Source organism: Verrucomicrobiia bacterium (assembly GCA_019694135.1).
Taxonomy (GTDB): Bacteria; Verrucomicrobiota; Verrucomicrobiia; order JADLBR01; family JAIBCM01; genus JAIBCM01.
The window spans coordinates 126,992-142,595 of the sequence record JAIBCM010000005.1; the positions used below are offsets into that span (position 1 = coordinate 126,992).

15 protein-coding genes are annotated in these 15,604 nt (G+C 43.2%); 8 read left to right on the forward strand and 7 right to left on the reverse strand.

Features of this window, described 5'->3' with window-relative positions; all coding sequences use genetic code 11:
• Positions 1 to 10: 10 nt before the first annotated feature.
• Positions 11 to 679 (reverse strand): isoprenoid biosynthesis glyoxalase ElbB, encoded by a 669-nt coding sequence (gene elbB / locus K1X66_08545; protein MBX7158416.1) that lies wholly within the window; start codon positions 677 to 679, stop codon positions 11 to 13.
• A 27-nt stretch (positions 680 to 706) separates the two neighbouring features.
• Here elbB and mazG point away from each other — a divergent pair, with 27 nt between their 5' ends.
• Entirely contained in the window at positions 707 to 1,549 is an 843-nt protein-coding gene (mazG, locus tag K1X66_08550) for a nucleoside triphosphate pyrophosphohydrolase (protein MBX7158417.1), read from the forward strand.
• A gap of 54 nt (positions 1,550 to 1,603) precedes the next feature.
• Here mazG and K1X66_08555 read toward each other — a convergent pair whose 3' ends face one another.
• The 5 genes from K1X66_08555 to K1X66_08575 all read right to left on the reverse strand — a co-directional run bounded on the left by K1X66_08555 (position 1,604) and on the right by K1X66_08575 (position 5,261).
• On the reverse strand, positions 1,604 to 2,395 hold the full coding sequence (locus tag K1X66_08555; GenBank protein MBX7158418.1) for a hypothetical protein: 792 nt from the start codon (positions 2,393 to 2,395) through the stop codon (positions 1,604 to 1,606).
• Positions 2,396 to 2,456: 61 nt separating this feature from the next.
• The gene (alr, locus tag K1X66_08560; GenBank protein MBX7158419.1) at positions 2,457 to 3,581 is read right to left on the reverse strand and encodes an alanine racemase; all 1,125 of its coding nucleotides are present in this window, start codon (positions 3,579 to 3,581) and stop codon (positions 2,457 to 2,459) included.
• Between the two features lie 31 nt (positions 3,582 to 3,612).
• Positions 3,613 to 4,278 (reverse strand): hypothetical protein, encoded by a 666-nt coding sequence (locus K1X66_08565; protein MBX7158420.1) that lies wholly within the window; start codon positions 4,276 to 4,278, stop codon positions 3,613 to 3,615.
• A 6-nt stretch (positions 4,279 to 4,284) separates the two neighbouring features.
• The gene (locus K1X66_08570; GenBank protein MBX7158421.1) at positions 4,285 to 4,986 is read right to left on the reverse strand and encodes a hypothetical protein; all 702 of its coding nucleotides are present in this window, start codon (positions 4,984 to 4,986) and stop codon (positions 4,285 to 4,287) included.
• 77 nt (positions 4,987 to 5,063) lie between these two features.
• A complete protein-coding gene (locus K1X66_08575) occupies positions 5,064 to 5,261 on the reverse strand; it encodes an RHS repeat protein (GenBank protein MBX7158422.1) in 198 nt (65 codons plus the stop codon).
• Between the two features lie 143 nt (positions 5,262 to 5,404).
• Between K1X66_08575 and K1X66_08580 the strand changes: the two genes are divergently transcribed.
• Genes K1X66_08580 through K1X66_08590 form a run of 3 tightly spaced genes read left to right on the forward strand, consistent with a single transcriptional unit; the run spans position 5,405 to position 8,770 of the window.
• Positions 5,405 to 6,094 (forward strand): succinate dehydrogenase cytochrome b subunit, encoded by a 690-nt coding sequence (locus K1X66_08580; GenBank protein ID MBX7158423.1) that lies wholly within the window; start codon positions 5,405 to 5,407, stop codon positions 6,092 to 6,094.
• A gap of 7 nt (positions 6,095 to 6,101) precedes the next feature.
• Entirely contained in the window at positions 6,102 to 8,024 is a 1,923-nt protein-coding gene (locus tag K1X66_08585; GenBank protein ID MBX7158424.1) for a fumarate reductase/succinate dehydrogenase flavoprotein subunit, read from the forward strand.
• Positions 8,021 to 8,770 carry a succinate dehydrogenase/fumarate reductase iron-sulfur subunit gene (locus K1X66_08590; GenBank protein MBX7158425.1) on the forward strand — a complete coding sequence of 250 codons (750 nt, stop codon included), beginning with the start codon at positions 8,021 to 8,023 and terminating at the stop codon, positions 8,768 to 8,770. The genes K1X66_08585 and K1X66_08590 overlap by 4 nt, the downstream gene beginning before the upstream one ends.
• 2 nt (positions 8,771 to 8,772) lie before the next feature.
• Here the strand turns inward: K1X66_08590 and K1X66_08595 are convergent, their stop codons facing one another.
• Positions 8,773 to 9,564 carry a serine hydrolase gene (locus tag K1X66_08595; protein ID MBX7158426.1) on the reverse strand — a complete coding sequence of 264 codons (792 nt, stop codon included), beginning with the start codon at positions 9,562 to 9,564 and terminating at the stop codon, positions 8,773 to 8,775.
• A 142-nt stretch (positions 9,565 to 9,706) separates the two neighbouring features.
• Between K1X66_08595 and dprA the strand changes: the two genes are divergently transcribed.
• The 4 genes from dprA to K1X66_08615 are packed head-to-tail and all read left to right on the forward strand — an operon-like array spanning position 9,707 to position 15,577.
• Positions 9,707 to 10,792 (forward strand): DNA-processing protein DprA, encoded by a 1,086-nt coding sequence (dprA, locus tag K1X66_08600; protein ID MBX7158427.1) that lies wholly within the window; start codon positions 9,707 to 9,709, stop codon positions 10,790 to 10,792.
• Positions 10,789 to 13,305 (forward strand): DNA topoisomerase III, encoded by a 2,517-nt coding sequence (locus K1X66_08605; GenBank protein ID MBX7158428.1) that lies wholly within the window; start codon positions 10,789 to 10,791, stop codon positions 13,303 to 13,305. The genes dprA and K1X66_08605 overlap by 4 nt, the downstream gene beginning before the upstream one ends.
• 1 nt (position 13,306) lies before the next feature.
• Complete coding sequence (locus tag K1X66_08610; GenBank protein ID MBX7158429.1) at positions 13,307 to 14,233, forward strand: tyrosine recombinase XerC; 927 nt, start codon at positions 13,307 to 13,309, stop codon at positions 14,231 to 14,233.
• Positions 14,234 to 15,577, forward strand: a complete 1,344-nt coding sequence (locus tag K1X66_08615) for a 3-deoxy-D-manno-octulosonic acid transferase (protein MBX7158430.1) — start codon at positions 14,234 to 14,236, stop codon at positions 15,575 to 15,577.
• The last annotated feature ends 27 nt before the right edge of the window (positions 15,578 to 15,604 follow it).

Genomic DNA, 15,604 nt, shown 5'->3' on the forward strand with positions numbered 1-15,604 from the left:
ACATTTTCTCTTAAGGAATCAATTTCAACACAGTCGCCACACATTTTTCAATGCCTTCCGCTACCTGTGCAATCGAAGCATCATACATATAAGCAGGTGTAGAAACGATACGATTGACGTCATCCACTAAAACATCTTTCACATCTTTCACCACATGTTTTGCGCCCATTTCTTCAATCGCTTTTTTCGTAGCAGGATCATTGCCAATCGTTAACTGAACGCCTGCCGAACCTAACACTTTTGCTGCAATCACCGGAGAAATACACAAAAAGGCCATCGGTTTTTTTGCTTCATGCATACCTTTGATTAATTTTACCACGTTAGGATCCACTTCGCATCGGACGCCTTCCACCGCAAAATCGCATAAATTTTTTGCCGCACCATAACCGCCTGGGAAAATAACTCCATCCATCTCCGACACTTTACATTTCGCAACATCCTGAATTTTACCCCGCGCAATCCGAGCGGCTTCCGTCAAAACATTCCTCACTTCATCCTCAACCGCTTCCCCATTCAAATGATTCACCACATGATGCTGTGGAATATTGGGTGCAAAACAAAAAACTTCCGCTCCCGCACGATTCAATGCTAACAACGTCAGCACTGCTTCATGAATTTCGCTGCCATCATACACTCCGCAACCCGAAAGAATAACTGCAATTTTTTTAGTTTGTGCCATGATTGGGTTACACGATAGTTTGCTAGTATGATAAAGCCAATCGAAAAGTTAGAAGCCATTGTCGCCACCCTGCGCGACCCGGAAAAAGGATGCCCTTGGGATCGCAAACAAACCCACGCTTCCTTAAAACGTGCTTTTCTTGAAGAATGCTATGAAGTTCTGGAAGCCATCGATTTAGAAAATCCAGATCATTTAAAAGAGGAGCTGGGCGACATTCTCTTCCATGTCATGTTCCATGCTCAAGTCGCGCACGAAAAAGAAATTTACGATTTTGATGCCGTTGCCGACAGCATTTGCAACAAACTCATTGCTCGCCACCCTCATGTTTTCGAACCTTTTCCCAGCGTTGATGCGCGACAAAATAAAATTCAAGTCAACTCAGTCGAAGACGTCGTAGAAAATTGGCAAGCACTCAAAGCTAAAGAAAAAGCTGATCGCGAAAGCGCTCTGGATGGCGTTCCACCTGCGCTTCCCGCTTTACTCAAAGCCCATAAGCTTCAAGAAAAAGCATCTCATGCGCGATTCGATTGGTCAAAAGCAGAACAAATTCTCGATAAAATTCAGGAAGAAATCGAAGAACTACGTCACGAAATTAACTCTCACGAACCCGAAAAAATTCAAGAAGAACTCGGCGACCTCTTTTTCAGTTTGGTCAATTTATCGCGCTTTCTTCATTGCGACGCCGAAGCCACTCTACAAGCCGCTAACACCAAATTCGAAACGCGATTTCGTCTCATGGAAAATCGCCTCAAACAAAAAAAAGGCGATCTAAAAAATTGTTCTATAGAAGAAATGGAACAAGAATGGCAAAACCTTAAAGATCAGGATCAGCCCCACGCGCTCCAAGTCAAATCCGAAGAATCAAAATAAAACCTCCCTGATTCTTTTTCTCTAATAAACTATATTAAGAATAAAGTAATTATTTTAGGGTCGGGGATAACCTTTAGCATCATAGATAGTATTAGAAATAGTGCCTATATTTGCTTTAAGATTTTTATCAAATTTTATTCCTTTAAAAATATCTTGTAAATTTTGTTCAGTAACTTGGCGTAATTGAGGATTTACCGTGTTGGTAAAATACGAGTATTCACCCAAGATAGGATCATTGGCTTTAGTAAGTTTCGAATCGCCTAATTTAGGATTCCAAGTATATTTTGCATCCACAGCAGTACCTCGCGCAGCCATAATATCAGGCTGTTTTCCTCTTTGGTCTGAAGCGCTATGATTTAATCCTAAACCGTGTCCTATTTCATGAGCCGCTGTGGTAGATTCACCTAAACTATCATCAGTATTGAAGAACCCACTATTATCGCCCAAGGACTTTACAAAAGACCTTTTCAATCTCTCATTATTTTTCTCAACTCTAATAAAATTATTTATATGACCATTATTAGCAGCCGCTAATTTTTTAGCGGCTTCTTCAGTTATAACAGAATAAGTCACATCAAACTTCGCTGTATATTCTTTGCCGTTTATCTTAACCTTATGCTTTTTAGCAGCATCATTATACATAGTACTAATTTCAGAAGTAGCCGCCTCTGCTGTTTTTTCAGTAGCTTCGGTACCGTAATAGTAAAAATTCATTTTCACAGTTACTGTCTTATTTTTTTCATCCAAAATAACCTCCCCAGATTGAGGAGAAGCTTTTTTAAAATTTGATTTTGTTTGAATATAGTTTTCCCAATAATTTGCTGTAAATTCTTGTTCTGGAGTCATAGTAGAAGCCTTATCATTTTTTAATCCTAAAGCAAACCTATTAAAAATAACCCGTCTTTAATCAATTTACCCTAATCCTCGGCACGCGACAGCCTATTCCACAAAAAATTTCATAACTAATCGTTCCCGTCAACGCCGCTAATTTTTCTGCCGATATTCCCGCCCCCAACAAAACAACCTCTTCTCCAATGCGAACATTCTGCATCGAGCTCGTATCCACAATCATCTGATCCATCGTCACACGCCCTAAAATCGCGCAACGTTTACCTTGGATCATGACATGACCTCGATTCGATAAAGAACGAGGATAGCCATCCGCATAACCCGCAGAAACAATCGCAATACGCTGCTTCTTCTTTGCGCGATAAGTCGCTCCGTAACTCAATGTTCGTCCCGTCTGAATTTCTTTCGTCAAAGTGACTCGCGCCTTCCATTGCAAAACTGGTTTGAGATTACTTTGAAATCCTTTCACAGGCGAAACACCATACAAAAGAAGCCCCGGGCGAACCCAATCGGCGTGAGTCTTAGGATGTTTCAAAATTGCCGCGCTATTAGCCGCGTGAATCTTCAAATCAGACCGAGGATGCTCCTTGCAAAATTGATCCAAACATCGTTGGAACCATTGCCATTGTTGGTTGGTGAAAGTCGCATCTTCATCCGAACTGGCAAAATGCGTTGCGATTCCCGCCAATCTCAAATGTGGAGATCGAACGACTTGTCGCAACAAAACCAAAGCCTCCTCATGCCACGCCCCTACTCGTCCCATGCCCGTGTCTATTTTCACATGCACAGGAAACGGTTTTGCTAATTTTTGTTTTGAAACACTTTTTTCAAACCATTTCACCTCACGATGCGTAGAAATCACAGGAATGAATTGATGGCGCACCACCTCCGGCACATCAGTTTCCAAACAAGGACTCAATAAAATCGTATCAAAACCAGATTTCGATTTTCGCAAAGCTCGCAAAAGCAAAGCTTCACGCCAATCGGTTACCCCAAACAAAGCCACTTTTTCCGATGATAACGCTAAAGCCGCATGCTCCAAACCATGACCGTAAGCGTTTGCCTTAATGACCGGCACAATCCCAACTCTTCGCCCAATATAATTCTGAATAAAACGAAAGTTGTGTCGCAACGCCTTGACGTCAATCTCTGCCCAGCAACGCAACTCATCTTTTAATAACATTGTCTTCACATTGGCAGCGAGCTAACACGAGTTAACGATAAAAACAATAACGATATTGCTCACGAAAATTCATTTCACGAAATGCTCTTAATTGGGCCACGCGTGCTTCTGCAGCCAAAGAAGAAACTTTTTTAATAAAAGAACTCGCCATGTGATTAGCGAGTCGATAACGATGCGCGAGTTTCCGGTCGATGTAATCAAAGTTTTCTCTCTCAAAAAGGGTGTAAAAAATCCAATATTTTCCCTTTTGAAAAAGTTTTCCCTCACATAAAAAATATAAAAAGCGAATCAACAACCAATAGGTATCAATTTTCGCCTGCATCTCCAACTGACAACAAAACAACTCCGATTCCACCTCGAGCTTACCCCGCTGAAACGCCAAAGCCGCATGCACACCATGTGTGATTTCCTCAACAAAAGCGATCAACGCTTCAATATTGCGATCACTTAACCCGTAGTGCGGATGCTCCTGTTCCAAACATCGAACCAGTTCAGGCGAATAATAAATCGCAATAAACAAATTTTCACCAGAAAGTCGAATGAAAGTTCTAGCCGAAAAGGATAAATCATTCGAAGTATTCGCTAAACATGATAGCTGCTTAAAACGTTGAGGCCCCACCACACACTCTTCTAGATTGATGCCAGCTTGCGAATAAGTCCGCTCCAAAACCTGTTGGATTTCGGCTAACAACGTCATAACATCTCATCCTAATTCTCCCCAACTCGGATTGGGCGATAAATGCAACAAATTTTCAGATAAATCATTCAAGGCAAAACGCGTAGGGCGAAACGCTTGCGCCAACTGATCCAAAACTCCCTGCAAATAATGCTTCTGAGCCAAACGATGTTCCGCCGCCAATTGATAATTCGTTCGCCCCACCTCTTCGTAAAAAGAAACGTCCGGCCCCCCGCGACGATTGCGATTCGCCACAATCCGTTCCACAAAAATTCCGCTATAAAACAGCGTGTAATTCGCCAAATAAATTCGCAAAATAAAACCCTGATGCGATTCCGCTTTGGCAATAGCCTGTAACATATCAGATAAATAAGGGTAAAAGGACTCACCTTGAGGAGACTCAAAAAAATGAGGTAAACGCTGCCAACGCGAAAAATTCACCAAAATTAAAGCCACATAATCGCAAATCGTTCGATCCGTTAATCCCGATTTTTTTAAAACGTGCCGCGTTAACACATAAAAATAAAAAGCTGGTGATACTTTCAAGCAACTACCATTTTCGATCAATTCCTGATAAAGACGATCGTGATCCAGAATTTCATCGCGCATTTCTTCGTCACTCAACAACTCCACCAACGAAACCGCATCCTTGGGTGAACGCGACAACGTTTTAACAACAAAATCGAAATCCTCCGCCGTAAATGCCGCCCGACAAGTTTCCACTTTCATCGTCCCTCTCCTTGTAAAAGATAACCGACTTTACAGCACTTCGCAAATGACGAATGAAATAATTTTTAACGAAAAAATTATTTATTCGACAAATTTTTCTTAGATTGGGAACGCAATTCGCGACGCGATTTTTTGGTTTCACGGACTGAGGTTAAATTTCCAGCCTTATCATAATAATAATAAATTTTCTTACCGCTATCGTAAGTAACTTTTACCAGACGCCCTGCCTTATCATAATCATACTTTTGCGCCCAACTTGAGATAATAAATACCATCAAAATAACGCCACAGAGCAGATTTTTCATAGTCCCTCATTTTGCTTCATCGCCATTTCCATGACAAGTCATAAAATAACTTTCCCTTGAATTTTTAACAAAAATCATAGATTGTGGTAACACATCTCAGTTAGCAAGTAATCATGAAAGTTTTAGTAAGAGTATTAGGTTCATCGCTAGGCAAAAAATATATCATGGCGATCACCGGTTTCATTCTTTACACATTTGTCGTCTTTCACATGCTCGGCAATCTCCAAACTTTTTTAGGACAAGAAACGGTAAATCGTTATGCTCATTTTTTAAAATCGCTGCCCGAAATATTGTGGCCAGCACGATTGACTCTCCTAGCGGTTACTATCATTCATATCATCGTAGCAATCCAGTTAACTATCGAAAATAGACGTGCGCGAGGTAACTTAGCTTATTCAGAAAAAAAATCTCTAGGCGCCACATTGGCTTCGCGAACGATGGCCGTTAGCGGATTAATTGTTTTTGCCTTTATTGTTTACCACCTTCTCCATTTCACCGTGGGCATTACCAATCCGAGCCTTTACGCATTAAAAGACTCCTTAGGACAACACGATGTTTACAATATGTTAGTTTACAGCTTTCAAATTCCTTACATTTCCATTTTTTATATTGTTGGCGTTGGACTGCTTTGTTTGCATTTGAGCCACGGCATTGAAAGCATGTTTCACTCGATGGGAATCATAAAAAACAGTTATCATCTTCCTTTACGCTGGTTTGCTCGCATTTTTGCGTTTCTTATTTTTATTGGGATGAGTTGTATTCCGATCGCCGTTTTAATGGGAATCATTCAACCCGCCACTTAATCGCATTATGAAATTCGATTCAAAAACTCCTTCCGGTCCGCTCGCTCAGAAATGGGATCAATATCGACGCGACGTAAAATTGGTCAGCCCCAATAATAAACGAAAATACGAAGTAATCGTAGTTGGCACGGGTTTAGGAGGCGCATCGGCTGCCGCAACATTGGCGGAGCTAGGTTACAATGTGAAAGCATTTTGCTTCCATGACAGTCCGCGTCGCGCTCATAGCATTGCAGCTCAAGGAGGCATTAATGCCGCAAAAAACTATCAAAATGATGGGGATAGTATTTTTCGACTTTTTTACGACACAATAAAAGGCGGCGATTTTCGTGCGCGTGAAGCTAACGTTTATCGTCTCGCTCAAGTCAGCGTCAACATCATCGATCAATGCGCAGCCCAAGGCGTTCCTTTTGCCCGGGAGTATGGAGGTTATCTCGCTAATCGCTCATTTGGTGGAGCGCAAGTTTCCCGCACTTTTTATGCCAGAGGACAAACCGGCCAACAACTTCTCCTAGGCGCTTACTCTGCACTCAGTCGGCAAATTGGGGCAGGAAAAGTGAAAATGTTTCCGCGCCATGAAATGCTCGACTTGGTAGTGGTTAACGGTCACGCCAAAGGCATCGTCACGCGCAATTTGTTAACGGGCAAAATTTTTTCTCACAGCGCTGATGCTGTTGTGTTAGCCACAGGCGGTTATGGTAATGCGTATTGCCTATCTACTTACGCTCGCAACTCCAACGCGACCGCCATATGGCGCGCTTATAAAAAGGGTGCTTGTTTCGCAAATCCTTGTTTCACACAGATTCATCCCACTTGCATTCCGGTATCAGGCGATTATCAATCCAAGCTCACGCTCATGTCCGAATCGTTGCGCAACGATGGCCGCGTTTGGGTACCAAAAAAAGCAGGCGATAAACGTCCCGTGCAAGAAATTCCAGAAGAAGAAAGAGATTATTATTTGGAACGAAAATATCCGAGCTACGGCAACCTAGCGCCTCGCGATATCGCCTCGCGCGCGGCGAAACAAGTATGCGACGAAGGTCGCGGCGTGGGAGACAGCGGATTAGGCGTTTATTTAGATTTTTCTGATGCCATTCAACGTCTGGGTGAGCAGACCGTTCGCGAACGCTATGGGAATCTCTTTGATATCTATCATGAAATCACCGGAGAAAATGCTTACCAAAACCCAATGCGCATTTATCCCGCAATCCATTACACTATGGGCGGTCTGTGGGTGGATTATAATTTGATGAGCAATTTGCCGGGACTCTTTGTTCTCGGGGAAGCCAATTTTTCAGATCATGGAGCAAATCGTTTAGGAGCAAGCGCTTTGATGCAGGGTTTAGCCGATGGCTATTTTGTTTTGCCTTACACTATCGGTAGTTATTTTGCGAACATGACGGAAAAGCGCCCTGCGACAGATCAAGCCGAATTTAAAAAAGCAGAGTCAGACATTGTCCAAATGACTCAACAACTCCTTGAGCTTCGCGGAAAGCGAACCGTGTCTTCTTTCCATCGCCAATTAGGAAAAATACTCTGGGATCATTGTGGAATGGCTCGCAATAAAGCTGGCTTGGAAAAAGGCCTACAACTCGTGCAAGAACTTCGCGCCGAATTTTGGAATCCCAATACGGGAGTTAATGTTCCCGGTGAAAACGATGATTTAAATCAGTCCCTGGAAATGGCAGGGCGTGTAGCCGACTTCTTAGAATTAGGCGAACTGCTTTGTCGCGATGCTTTAATTCGTGAAGAATCGTGTGGAGGCCATTTTCGTGAAGAACATCAAACTCCCGATGGCGAAGCTCTGCGCGACGATGAGCATTTTACCCACGTTGCAGCATGGGAATTTAAAGGCCAAAACCAACCACCCGAACGACACGAAGAACCTCTTACTTTTGAAACCGTAAAATTGGCGCAAAGGAGTTATAAATGAAACTTTCATTAAGAGTCTGGCGACAAAAAAGCGCTCAAGCCCCCGGTCGCTTTGTTACTTATGAACAAGGCGATCTTAATCCGAACATGTCTTTTTTAGAAATGTTGGATGTGGTAAATGAAAAATTAATTTCTCAAGGTGAAGAGCCCATTGCTTTTGACCACGATTGTCGCGAAGGCATCTGCGGTAGCTGTTGTCTAATGATCAATGGCGAGCCTCACGGTCCAGAAAATCTAGTGGCAAGTTGCCAGGTTTATCTTCGCAATTTTCAAGATGGCGAAGTAATTACCATCGAACCGTTTCGCGCTCGCTCTTTCCCCGTTATTAAAGATCTTGTGATTGATCGCGGAGCTTTTGATCGCATTATTCAAGCCGGTGGTTTCATTTCCGCCTCCACCGGTTCTGCGCCCGATGCCAATTCCACTCCCGTTGCCAAAATGGCAGCAGAAGCCGCTTTTGATGCCGCCGCATGCATTGGTTGCGGAGCGTGTGTCGCTGCATGCAAAAACTCTTCTGCTATGCTTTTTGTTTCTGCCAAAGTTAGCCATCTCGGTTTATTGCCACAAGGCCAACCCGAACGTTATCAACGCGTTCTAAAAATGGTGGCACAAATGGATCATGAAGGTTTCGGTAATTGCACCAACACCTACGCTTGCGAAGCCGCTTGTCCTAAGGGAATTAGCGTGAACTATATCGCGCGAATGAATCGTGATTATGCCATCGCAACGATGAAAAATGATAACTAATTTTATCGGCTAACTGAAACAAGACCTGGTTGTCCCAATCTTTCAAAACCATAATTAAAAAGCAGCGTGGCATCCGTCCATTTATTTGGACTTTTCAAAATAATGAGATGCAATTCACGACCATTACGCGAAGCTGAAGCCGCATAAGTATGCTTGGAACTATAAGTCCATCCCGTTTTCGCAGGTCCCATTCCCGGAAAAACACCCAATAATTTATTATGATTCGACACCGTTTGCGTGCCACGAGCGGTGCGAATAACAAAACTTTTCGTCTGACACATCTGCCTTAATTCCGGTTTACTAATCGCAGCCTGAAAAATTTTCAGCAAATCACGCGCAGTGGTCAACTGCCCTTGAGCAGGCAATCCATTAGGATTTTTGAAAGTCGTTCGAGTGCAGCCCAACTCGTGTGCGCGTCGGTTCATCATAGCAGAAAAGTTAACCACACCACCTCCCACGTAACGCGCCAGCGACATCGCACAATCGTTAGCCGACCCCACCAAAAGCGATTTCACCATGCCTATTACGGGAACCGTTTCACCCGGCACCAAAGATAATTTCGTCGGCTCCACTTTTGTATCTTGCGTTGCGACTTTAACACTTCCTCGCAATCCGGTTTGCTCATAAGTCAACAACGCTGTCATTAATTTTGTTGTGCTTGCGGGCGGTAAGGGCTCATCAATATTGCGCGAAAACAAAACGCGCCCGGTTCGCGCCTCGACCAAAAGCGCGCTTTCGGCTTTTACACCTTGACTGACTTGCACAATAGAAGCCGCCCAGACATAACTCGTCATCAATAAACCCCATCCCAGTAAAAGAAACTTTTTCCAACTTGCCATTATTTCAATTTAACAAAGCCGAAGACAAATGAAAAGACTTTGAACTACATTTTTTCGCCATTGCCTTTTCTTAAAATTTCGTTTCTCTTTATTTATCATGACCAATGCAGAAGCTTATGTAGCTTTGAATTTGCTCCCAGGCATGGGGCCAGTGCGCGTAAAGCGATTGCTCGAAGCCTTTCAATCACCACAAATGATTTTAGCCTCCTCCTCCGATTCATTGCAGCGCGTGGAAGGAATTGGTCGGGAGCTAGCGGAAACCATTTCGCACTGGGAAAATAAGGTGGATTTGGCGCATGAATTAAATCAGATTAAAAAATTGGGCGTAACACTTGTTACGTTAGCCGATGCCGATTATCCCGAAAACTTAAGAAATCTCTACGATCCTCCTTTGGTTTTGTATGTAAAAGGTCGATTCGAAGCAAAAGATAAAAAAGCATTATCTCTCATTGGCTCTAGAAGTGCGACTTATTATGGCAGAGAAATGGCCCGCAAAATGGGATTTCAATTAACTTATGCAGGTTTTACTGTGGTGAGCGGTTTAGCGCGCGGCATTGATACTGCTTCGCACGAAGGCGCGTTGGCGGCTAAGGGTAGAACTATTGCCGTGTTGGGTTGCGGCATTGATCAGGTTTATCCGCCCGAAAATCGTTTGCTCTCAGAAAAAATTGCTGAATCAGGGGCTGTGATATCGGAATTTCCGATTGGCACCAAGCCGGATCGACAAACGTTTCCCATTCGCAATCGAATTGTGAGCGGTCTCGGAATGGGACTTGTTGTTATCGAAGCGGCAAAAAATAGTGGCGCATTAATCACGGCTCGCATGGCGTTGGATCAAGGTCGACAGGTTTTTGCCATGCCAGGTCGCGTGGATGTGCCGCACTCGCGAGGATGCCATGCTTTAATTAAGCAAGGCGCTAAATTAGTCGAGTCAGCGGAAGATGTCTGCGCTGATTTTGAATTTTTCTTACCCACGCCGGCTTCAGAAGCCTCTCCTTCTCCATCCGATTTATCGTTAGAAGAGCAAAAAATTTATGAAATGTTAGACCAAGAACCTAAACCGATTGATGAGATCATTGAAAATTGTGGGTTGCCAGTTGCCACGGTCTCTTCTACGTTGCTGCGACTGGAAGTTAAAAAACTTGCTAAATCGCTTCCAGGAAAATTATTTGTTAAAAAATGAAAACACTTGTGATCGCTGAAAAACCCAGTGTCGCGGCTGATATTGCCAAGGCACTAGGAAAACTTCCGAAAAAAGGGGATTATTTTGAAAATGATAATTATATCATTAGTTCCGCTATTGGCCATGTGGTCACACTTTTCATGCCGGACGATATTGATAAAAAATTGCGCTATTGGACTTTGGAGGCATTGCCGATTTTGCCTAAGGAATTTCAACTCAAGCCGATTGAAAAAACTGAAGATCGCTTCCGCCTTTTGGAAAAATTGATCAAACGCAAAGATGTGGATCAAATCATCAATGCTTGCGATGCAGGACGTGAAGGAGAACTCATTTTTCGTTACATTCTCCAGCTAACCGGAACGGAAAAGCCGATGAAGCGATTGTGGCTTTCTTCGATGACACCCACTGCCATTCGCGACGGCTTCCAACATCTTCGCAACGGACATGAACTTGACAATTTAGCAAATGCCGCGATGTGTCGCAGTGAATCGGATTGGCTCATTGGCATTAATGGCACACGCGCTTTCACGCGACGCCTTTACGGATCAAAAGTTCGACAACTCGCAACGGTGGGTCGGGTGCAAACGCCGACTTTAGCTATCTTGTGTGAACGCGAGCAACGCATTAAAGATTTTAAATCCAAACCGTATTGGGAAGTTGAAGCGCATTTTGAAATTCAAAATGGCCAATATATCGGACGGTGGATTGATGAAACATTCCAAAAAAGCGATCGCGAAGAAGACGCTGATTTGCGTGCGGATCGAATTTGGGATGAAGCGCGAGCGCAAGCGATCCGAAATCAATGCGAGGGAAAACCAGGCGTTATCAGCGAAGAAAAAAAACCATCCACTCAAGCGCCACCGCTACTATACGATCTTACCAGCTTGCAACGCGAAGCCAACGGTCGCTTTGGATTTTCTGCCACACGCACACTTCAAATTGCGCAAAGTCTCTACGAAAAACGTAAGATGATCACTTATCCACGAACGGATTCGCGTTGTTTGCCGGAAGATTATTTAACTACCGTAAAAAACACGCTGCAATCCATCGCGGGCACTGATAGCAGTTTATCCACTCATGCGGCTAAAGTTTTGGAACAAAGCTGGGTAAAACCAAACAAACGCATTTTTAATAATGCGAAAGTGTCAGATCACTTTGCTATTATTCCTACGGGTCAATTTGCAAGCGGCTTGGATGAAAATGAAGCAAAGTTATTTGATCTGATTGCCAAACGTTTTGTCGCCATCTTTTTTCCCTCAGCACAATTTGAAATCACCACTCGACTCACTCGCGTAGAAAATGAAGTATTTAAAACTGAAGGCAGAATTTTAAAAGATCCCGGCTGGTTAATTGTTTACGGCAAAGAAGAACAGCAAGAAGACGTTCGTGTGCCAGCCGTAGTGGCTCAAGAAATGGCGCAAACTCTCGAGGTTAATGTGCTTTCGCTCGTTACACGGCCTCCCGCTCGTTTTACAGAGGCCACTCTGTTAACAGCCATGGAAACAGCAGGAAAATTGCTCGAAGATGAAGAACTGCGCGAGGCCATGAAAGAACGAGGCTTGGGCACACCCGCAACACGCGCGGCCATCATTGAATCTTTACTCGCAGAAGCTTACATCCGGCGAGAAGGTCGGGAATTGATTGCCACGGCTAAAGGCATGGCCCTAGTGGAACTTTTGCGCGGCATTCAAATGGAGGCGCTAACTTCACCTGCTATGACAGGAGAATGGGAGCATAAATTGCGTTTGATGGAACAAGGACAATTATCGCGCGAAAAATTTATGAACGAGATTGTGGATCTCACGAAAGATATTGTTCATAAAGCCAAAACATTCGATGAAAATCAGCTTGGCGCCAAACCTCTTTCGGCGAAAAGTCCCGTCGATGGCGCTGCGATGGTTGAAACTTATAAAAATTATCAATCCGTCAACGGCAATTTTACGATTTGGAAAGTCATTTCCGGCCGAAAAATTGAACCGCAAGAAGCCATTACCTTGATTGAAAATCGCATCATCGGCCCTTTCGATAATTTCGTTAGCGCGAAAACGAAAAAAACATTTTCAGCAACGCTACGTCTATCCTCAGAAAATAAAGTGGAAATGGTTTTTGATCGCACGCCTATCGGTGCGGATGGCCAAAAATTGGATCTCTCAACAATGACCCCCATCGGAAAATGTCCCGTTTGCGGTTCTGGTATTTTTGAAACGCATCTGGCTTATCTTTGCGAAAAATCGGTGGAAGAAAAACCGGAGTGCACCTTCAAAATTGGTAAGAAAATTTTATCGCGCGATATTGAATTGGAGCAAGCCAAGAAACTTTTGGAAACTGGTAAAACGGATTTACTCGATAAATTCTGGTCTCAACGCACCCGTCGCCCTTTTTCGGCTTATCTCAAATTAGATGAGAAAGGAAAAGTAGGGTTCGAATTTGCACCACGACCACCCAAATCACCTAAAAATGCGGGGCGCTCAAAAACAAGTAAGAAAAAAGACGAAGCCTCTTCCTCAGAATAACATGTTAAGTTCTGTCACACAGGATTTGCAAAAACCAGATGAAATGGGGATTGCATTTTTAAATTATCTGGAGGGTGTGAAAGGGCGGGCATCTCTTACTTTAAAAGCGTATGAAGCTATTTTGTTGGAAGCCGGAATTTTTTTTCAAAAATCTTGGGCACATTTAACGCCAGAAGATGCGAAGCGTTGGCTTTATGAGTTAACGCGTCGCGGTTATGCTCGCTCTCATATTCGCCAACATTTTTCGTGTTTGCGTTCGTTTTATCGTTTTCTGATGCGTGAAAAACGGGTGGATCACAATCCGTTCTTAAAAATCAGTTTGCCCAAATTAGAAAAGCGGTTGCCTCAGTTTTTAAGCGAAGAACAAATGAACGAGCTTCTTGAAGCCCCGCTCAAAATGCCGCAACCGAAGCAAGCCCCTCAGTGGATTAAATTGCGGGATGCCGCTTTATTAGAAATGGCTTATAGCGCTGGATTTCGAGTGAGTGAATTAGTCGGTTTAAATGTGGAAGATATCGATCTGGTTAACGAAACAGCTCGAGTGCGAGGCAAAGGGAATAAAATTCGGCTGTGCCCTTTAGGAGCGCCCGCTTGCGAGGCGTTGGAACGTTACTGGACAGTTTGCCAGCATCCCCGAAAAGGAGCTGTCTTTTGGAATAAAAGTCGTGGAGGTAGGCTCACGGTGGCAGCAGTGGGACAATTATTAAAAAAATATTTATTGTTTTGTGGTCTTGATAGAAATATTTCTCCGCACAAATTGCGACATAGTTTTGCAACACATTTATTAAATAGAGGGGCTGATTTGCGAAGTGTTCAAGAAATGTTGGGCCACGCCTCATTGTCCACCACGCAAGTTTATACTCATGTTTCTTTAGAGCGTTTGCGCCAGAGTTATGATCAAGCTCATCCGCATGCGAAGGAGTTTTAAGTGAAGACAAATAGGGCAATAAAAAGTCTATATCAGGTGGTGTTTGCCATTGGTTTCTTAATTGCTTTGCCCAGTTATGTTATCAAGATGATAAGACGCGGCAAATCGGGTCGTGGTTTTGGTCAACGATTTGGTATTTATGGTCCAAAAACTCGAAACCGCTTGCAAGCTTGTAAGGGCGGCCTTTGGATTCACGCTGTTAGTGTAGGTGAAGTCAATTTGGCGACTCTGCTTATCAAAGAAATTCAACAACGCCAACCTCAGCTCTCGATTGTTCTTTCCGTAACGACTCCTACTGGTCAAGCGGTGGCTTTGAAGCAAATCTCGAAAGAAGTGGTTATTATTTATAATCCACTCGATTTTGTATGGAGTGTAAAATCTTTTTTTCGATTACTTCAACCTCGCTTACTCATTCTAGTCGAATCTGAAATTTGGCCGAATTATTTTTGGGAAGCGCAGCGAAAAAAAATCCCAATTGTAATGGTTAATGCGCGTCTTTCGAAAAAAACCGAAGCGCGTTATCACAAATGGGCCTGGTTTTGTCAGCCATTGTTGCAGCAGCTTGAAATGGTCTGCGTGCAATGCGAGGAAGATAAGGAACGATTTATTCGATTGGGCATTGATCCAGCGCGAATCCGAGTTACGGGCAGTATGAAGTATGATGTTTCGCACGTAGAAATTAAAAATAGTGAAGAAATAAAATCTATCCTTCATCAAGCGGGTTGGAATGAAGGAGAACCGATTTTTTTAGCGGGAAGCACGCATCCAGGTGAAGAGTTGATTGCTGCTCGAGTTTTTCAAAAATTGGCAAAACAATTTCCTAATCTTTATTTTGTTTTGGCACCGCGCCATGCCGAACGCGGAGGAGAAATTAGTCGATTATTAAAAGAACTCGGGTTAGAGCATAAAAGACGCTCTAAATTAAAGCAGCTGCGCTACGAAAAAAATCGCGTTTTGCTTTTGGATTCCACAGGCGAATTAAAATATTTTTATTCTTTTTCCTCTGCCACCTTTATTGGAAAAAGTTTGAAAGGACGAGGAGGACAGAATTTTTTGGAGGCTGTCCAAGCCGAATGTCCGGTTATCTTTGGGCCTCACATGGAAAACTTTGCCTTGATGGCGCAGGAATTTTTACAACACCGCGCTGCACTCAATGTGCAAAATGAAGCCGATTTAGAAAAGGCGATTACTTTTTGTTTAAGACATCCCATTCAAATAAAAGAACTCACCCATCAAGCGCTTCAATTATTTGAACAGCAACTGGGCGCAACTCTAAGAACTCTTGATGTTCTTAAGCTTTGGCATAACAACAAAAGTATTGACATTTTAGAAAAAACTAAGTAACTTTATAGAAATATTTAGTTTAACAGG